Source organism: Acidobacteriota bacterium, from assembly GCA_016196035.1.
GTDB lineage: Bacteria > Acidobacteriota > Blastocatellia > RBC074 > RBC074 > JACPYM01.
The window spans coordinates 59165-65696 of sequence record JACPYM010000085.1; the positions used below are offsets into that span (position 1 = coordinate 59165).

A 6532-nucleotide genomic window follows, 5' to 3' on the forward strand; every position below is an offset into this window, starting at 1 on the left:
AAGCTAACCAATCCGGGAGACAACCTAACTTGGAAATCACTCTATGCAAAACACCCTAACCGGCACCGTCAAAGGCCCCGGCGAAAACCCGCACGAGTTCACCTTCATCACTACCGACAACGCTCAGACACGTATCGGCGAGTTCGTCTATTACGAAGCTGGCGATGGCGAGCATAGTTTCAACATCGTCGGCACGATCACCGAACGCCGCCTGGTGCGCAATCTGCCCGACAGCTTTCTGGCCGACCCAACGACGCCGCCCGCACTGGTTTCGAGCCTGATTGGCCTGGCCGATGAGGGCGCGGAGCTTTATGAAATCGTCGTCGAAACCATCGGCTATTTCAGCGAAGCGTTCGGCGACTTTCTGAATCCGCGCATCCCGCCCGCGCCGGGGCAGCCGGTGTTTCTGGCCTCGAATGAAATGCTGACCAAGATGCTGTCGCCCAAACAGCAAGGCCAGACGGGCGGCGCGCATCTGGGTTCGCTGCTCACGCGGCAACGCGACGCCGTGCCAGTGGTGCTGTCGGTCAAAGACATCGTCTCAACCCATCTGGCCGTGCTCGCCTCGACGGGCGCCGGCAAAAGCTACACGGCGGGCGTGTTGATCGAAGAGTTGTTGAAACCGTATAACCGCGCCGCCGTGTTGATCGTTGACCCGCACGGCGAGTATCACACCTTGCAGGAGTTGCATCAGCATCCGTCTTTCGCAGCCGGGGCTTATAATCCAGAAATCAGAATCTTCACGCCCGACAAAATCAAGGTGCGCATCTCGACATTGACCGAGGCCGACATCAACTACCTGCTGCCCGAAACGACCGAGAAGATGAAAACGTTTTTGAGCCAGGCCTACAAGGCCCTCATCAACACGCGGCGCGAAGGGATGTGGGGCTTTCAGGACTTGATGAGCGAGATACTGGCGTTGCGTTACGAAGACGCCAAGGGCCAGGGCGGCGGCAACGTCAGCACGATTGACGGCCTGGAGTGGCGCCTGAATCGCCGCTTCAATCACAGCCGCATTTTTTCTGACCACGAACACATCCCGCTGGATGACCTCTTCAAACCCGGCCAATGCACGGTGCTGCAATTGTCGGACATCGAAGAGACCGAACAGCAAGTCATCGTCGGCACGCTCTTGCGCCGCACCAACAAAGCCCGCGTCGGCACGGTGCGCGGGACGCTCGCGGGCAACGACGAACAGCTTCCCTACCCCGTCTTTGTCTTACTGGAAGAGGCGCATCGTTACGCGCCCGCCGGCACGCAGGTGGTCTCCACCAACATCCTCAAACAAATCCTCAGCGAAGGCCGCAAATTTGGCGTCGGCATCGGCCTCATCACGCAACGGCCCGGCAAGCTGGATCAGGACGTGCTCTCGCAATGCATGACGCAATTCATCATGCGCATCGTCAACCCGATAGATCAGCAAACCATCGCCTCTTCGGTCGAAGGCGCGGGCCGCCGCCTGCTTGACGAACTGCCTGCGCTCACCAAGGGGCAAGTGATTGTGTCGGGCGTCGCGATCAATACGCCGGTGCTCTGCCAGGTGCGCACGCGCGTCACCAAGCATGGCGGCGAAACGATTGATGCGCCGAGCGAGTGGCAAAGCTATTTCAGCGATAAGAAGGTAAAAGAGCGCGAACGTGAAAATGCCGTGATGGTGAAACCCACGTTGAAGGGCGAGAAATACGGAGGGATTGATATATGACACCCGCAGACGTAATTGAAATTGACCCGGAGAAGATGGGCGGGATGCCGGTCTTTTTTGGCACGCGCGTTCCGATCAAGAACTTCTTTGATTATCTCGAAGACGGCGATGGCATTGAGGTCTTTCTGGATGACTTCCCAACGGTCGAGCGTGAGCAAGTTTTTGCGCTACTCACTTTGATCAAAGATCGCCTGGGTTTGACCGGCGACGAGGACTAACAAGCGAATGCTTACCTGGAAACTCACGCTCGAATACGACGGCACACGCTACAGCGGCTGGCAGGAACAGGCCAACGCCAAAACCATCGCGGGCGAATTGCGCAAGGCCGCCGAAGATTTATTCGACCGCAAGGTCGAACTCGGCGGCGCGGGCCGCACCGATGCGGGCGTGCACGCGATGGGCCAAGTCGCGCACTTGCGGCTGTCACCACGCGGTGGCAGGCCGAAGAACTTGCCGCGCCCGCACGAAATCCAATTCGGCTTCAACGACCGGCTGCCTTCGGACATCAACCTGCTGCAAGTCGAAGAGGCTTCCGACCACTTCCACGCGCGGCACGACGCCATTGCGCGCAGCTACCTTTATCAAATTTCGACGCGGCGGACAGCGTTTCAGAAGAAGTATGTTTGGTGGATCAAAGACCGGCTCGATGTCGCGGCGATGGCGCGCTGTGCCGCAATGCTGGCCGGACGCCACGATTTCGCGGCGTTTAGTGAACGTGATGTGAAGCGCGTCCAAGCGGGCGAAGACTATTCCACACTGGTCATTGTGGATGAAGCGGAAATCGGCACAGAGGATCATCTGATCCTCTTTCACATCACAGCCTCGCATTTTTTATGGAAGATGGTGCGGCGGCTGGTTGGCTCTATCGTTGAAGTCGGACGCGGGAACGCGCGTATCGAAGAGTTTGAGACGTTGTTGAAAGCGCCCGCCAGCAAAACCAGGCTTGATCCGGCGCGGGTGACAGCACCGCCGTCTGGGCTGTTTCTGCAAAGCATCCGCTATCCGAATTAACGGCAACAATGGTGCGCCGCTGAGAGCGAACCTGGGTACGCATCGCTTCCAGCGTGCAGTCTCGGAATAAGACGCCTCCTATCGGAAGGAAGAGGTCTCGCGCCGAGACTGCACGCTGGAAGCGATGCGTACCCAGGTTGTTATCAACTTACTCCACCGTAAAATCCATCCACTGCTCCACACGCTTGGCGTTCTTTTTCGCCAACCCATCCGTCACCACCATACGCAACAGATAGGCCCCGGCAGCCATGTTGTTCAGCCGCAACCGTCCCACATAATCGAAGCGTTTGGGATTCATTCCCGCCGTGAATTCGACCGCGCGCGCGGGGAATTGATAGACCGCTTTGCCGTCGCGGTAAATTTCGGTCTGCACGGTGATCTGCGTTTGGCTGGTTTTCTTGTCGGTGGTCGCGTTGTAAATCGCCGCGCCGTATTGAATCCAGCCGTTGCGCGGGAACTTGCGCACGAAGGGTGAAGCCGACAAGCCGCTGGTGGGCGTGCTTTCGGCGGCGGCTTTATCAGCGGGCGTGGGCGTCACGGCGGCTTCACTTGCGGCAGCCGCATCGTTTGATGGCGCGCTCGGCGCGGCGACTTGTTTGGGCGCGGTCAGCACCAAGCCAGACATCGCCAGCCGCAGCTTGCTGAGGTCGGGCACCTGGATGAATTGGCTGGCGGAGCCGGTGCGGCCCGATTCGTCATCGCGCAAGACGGCGCGGAATTGATAGGCGCCCGGCTTTTTCAATTGGAAGTCGCGGCGATAGGCCAGCCCTTCGGCCAGCACTTGCTTGTATTGCTTTTCGTTGTAGGAAAGATTGAGGCGATTGACGCTCAGGTCGGCCGCCGCGCCGGTTTCGTCAAAGGCAAAGGTCGCCAGTTCCAGCTTGAGCAGCTTCTCGCCGTTCGGCCCGTCTTTGAAATTCAGCTTCGAGGCGTCCAGGTGAAAGAGCGTGCGCACCAGCGGGCGGCCACTGGCGGGGCTGAAAAAATAGGGCGTCATCTTCAACGGCAATTCGCGCACGCCCAGCGGCGAGAGCAAGCCGGCCAGCAACTGTTCGCCACGCGTTTTGGGGGCGGCGAGTTGCTCCTCTTCTTTCACGCCGTAAAAGCCGGAGCGCGTGCGCACGGTCACGCCGGGCCGATTCACCTTGACCGAAATCTTGTGGAACTTGGTGTCGAACTTTTGATCGTCGGGATCGAAGCCGACCAGGTAATAACTCTGCTGGTCATAAATCGCTTCTTGCACGCCGATGTTCAGGTCGTTGCTGTTGGTGACGACGAAGCCGCCCGTCTCTTTCGCCAAAAAGACCGGGCCGTCCAACGCTTCCAGCGCCGTTTGTTGCGCGTCGCTGTAAGCGCTGGCACCAGGTTTGCCGCCGGTTTCGCCGCCGGGCATGAAGGGTTGCAGTCCCTTGGCGTCAATCGCGTATATCACCACGCTGGAGCGGCTGGCCTGTTCAACCAGATTTTTCATGGACTGAATGATCTGTTCGGTAATGTTGGGATCATCGTTCTGGTTATAAACCGTGAAACCATCCGAAAGCAGGATCACGCTCTTGCGGCCTGGCAAATTGCGCAGGCCTTGCACGACAAAGCTGATCGCGCCAACGGTTCCAGTAGTGAAATTGGTCTGGCGGAAGTCTTCAAACACATCGGTCGCCGCTTGCCGGGCGGCCTGGTCGTCGCTGGTCTCGGCGCTGCTGTCGGCAAAGCTCGGATTCATATCGCGCGAGAGCGGATTCCAAATCAGTTTCTCGATGGCCGCATACAACACGCGCTTGTCGCTGGTGAACTGTTCGAGCATGCCGAGGCCGTTGCCCGTGCGAATGATGGCGACGAAATCGCCTTCCTGCATTTGCTCGGCGACGAACTTGTGTAAGGTCTCGCGCGTGCGTTCGGCGCTACTGAACGACAAGCCCAAGTCATCCACGATGAAGGCGATGGTGCGCTGCACATCTTTCGGTTCGAGTTGCCGCGTCGGCATGGCTTCGGGCGCGGCGGCGGTTTTGTCGGTTTTCTTTTTCGGCGGCAGTTCGCGGGCGACCGTGTTTTTTAGATTGAAGTGCGAGAAATGCGTCAGCGGCTGTTCCTTGCCATCCACCAGCAATTTGAAATCGGCCTGGGTCAGGTCTTCGACGTGACGGCTTTTTTTGTCAGTGACGACGACGTCTACCTGCACGAGTTGCGTATTGATGCGCACGACATCCTGGTTCGCGGGCTGGTTTTGTTGCGCCGGGTCTTGTGTTGGCTTAGCCACAGACGGCGCGGGCGGGTTGGTTTGTTGGGCCCGTTGGGGTTGGGGGATATGGATCAGCAATCCAAACGCGACAAATACAAATACCACCAAACGCTGAACTCGGAACATCGGCTCTCCTTCTCGATCTGACTTTGCCTGGGAAAATAGTTTGTGGAAGCGCCCTTCGCACCGCGCGCGCAGATGCAGGGCGAAGAACGTGAGCGACCTGAGCGTGTGGTGGTGGGCGTCAATGAAACAATCCATTAACTTCGGTCAGGCTACGCACAGACATGAACTTTCTTTGCCTTCGTAAGGACGAATGACATAGCAACCCAGTCACACAGAAAGCTGCCCCATTTGCCCCGCCGCTGCCAAGCTTGCTAGGGTGGCCCGCACAATGACCGTCACCGCCGCAAAGATCAAACAACAGGCCCGCGCGCTCGGTTTCGATAAAATCGGCATCGCCGCCGCCAACGCGCTAACCGAGGAAGGCGCGCGGCTCAACGAATGGCTGGCGCGCGGCTTGCACGGCCAGATGAATTATATGGCGCGCGACCCGCAACAGCGTGCCAATCCGCGTCTGTTGCTGCCTTCGGCCAAATCCGTTGTTTGTGTCGCGCTCAATTACTTCCGCCCGGAAAAGCACGTTGACGATCCGGATACGGCCAAGATTTCGCGCTACGCCTGGGGGGATGATTACCACGATGTGCTGCGCGACAAACTGAAATTGCTGCTGGCCTGGATTCAGGAACGTGAGCCTGAAGTTGAAGGCAAAATCTGTGTGGATTCGACGCCAATGATGGACAAGGCCTGGGCCGTGCGCGCGGGGCTGGGCTGGCTGGGCAAACATACCAACGTCATCACCAAAGAATTCGGTTCGTGGGTTTTTCTGGGCGAATTGCTGTTGTCGGTCGAATTGGATTACGACAGCGCTATCGAACCCGACCATTGCGGCAAATGCACAGCCTGTCTGGATGCCTGTCCGACCGGCGCACTGATTGCGCCATATCAGATTGACGGGACACGCTGCATTTCTTACGGCACGATTGAATTGCGCGAGCCGGAGTTGCCGGAGCCAATTCAATCGAATTTGCACAACTGGGTCTTTGGTTGCGACATCTGCCAGGACGTGTGCCCGTGGACGCGCTTTTCCAAACCGACTGTCGAAGAACGCTTTGAACCGCGTCCCGGCATCACCGCGCCGCGGTTGCAGGAATTGGCCGAATTGACGCAGGAAGAATTCTCGACACGCTTCCGCAAGAATCCGCTCAAGCGCACCAAGCTGGCGGGCTTGCAAAGAAACGCGCGCGCGGTGATAAAGGCGCAGCAAGCTGTACCAAGCAAAACCAAAGAGTAATTACTGACATTCTGGGAATCAGCCACAGAGGCACGGAGACACAGAGCAAGCTGCTTGATTCTTCTCCCAAGGCTCCCTCTCTGTGCCTCCGTGCCTCTGTGGCAAAGATTCTGGCTCATGTGTAACCAGTTTGCATCGTTGCTGTCCGGCACATTCGTCGAATGAGCATCGCATTGATGCGTTTGGCGTTGTACATGGCTTCATAGGTCGCCACGTAGTCTTTGAGATA

Annotated in this window: 5 protein-coding genes; 4 read left to right on the plus strand and 1 reads right to left on the minus strand. The window is 58.0% G+C overall.

All coding sequences use genetic code 11. The features are described 5' to 3' along the window. Nucleotides 1-43 precede the first annotated feature (43 nt). Genes HY011_24690 through truA form a run of 3 tightly spaced genes read left to right on the plus strand, consistent with a single transcriptional unit; the run spans nucleotide 44 to nucleotide 2713 of the window. Nucleotides 44-1702, plus strand: a complete 1659-nt coding sequence (locus tag HY011_24690; protein MBI3426140.1) for an ATP-binding protein — start codon at nucleotides 44-46, stop codon at nucleotides 1700-1702. Further along, nucleotides 1699-1920 carry a DUF433 domain-containing protein gene (locus HY011_24695; protein MBI3426141.1) on the plus strand — a complete coding sequence of 74 codons (222 nt, stop codon included), beginning with the start codon at nucleotides 1699-1701 and terminating at the stop codon, nucleotides 1918-1920. The genes HY011_24690 and HY011_24695 overlap by 4 nt, the downstream gene beginning before the upstream one ends. 7 nt (nucleotides 1921-1927) lie before the next feature. Beyond that, nucleotides 1928-2713, plus strand: a complete 786-nt coding sequence (gene truA, locus HY011_24700; protein MBI3426142.1) for a tRNA pseudouridine(38-40) synthase TruA — start codon at nucleotides 1928-1930, stop codon at nucleotides 2711-2713. Nucleotides 2714-2861: 148 nt separating this feature from the next. On the opposite strand, the gene HY011_24705 is transcribed toward truA, so the two are convergent. Continuing rightward, nucleotides 2862-5075 (minus strand): VWA domain-containing protein, encoded by a 2214-nt coding sequence (locus tag HY011_24705; protein ID MBI3426143.1) that lies wholly within the window; start codon nucleotides 5073-5075, stop codon nucleotides 2862-2864. Between the two features lie 268 nt (nucleotides 5076-5343). On the opposite strand from HY011_24705, the gene queG reads away from it, so the two are divergent. Next, nucleotides 5344-6303, plus strand: coding sequence for a tRNA epoxyqueuosine(34) reductase QueG (gene queG, locus HY011_24710; GenBank protein MBI3426144.1), 960 nt, complete (start codon nucleotides 5344-5346; stop codon nucleotides 6301-6303). Nucleotides 6304-6532: the final 229 nt, after the last annotated feature.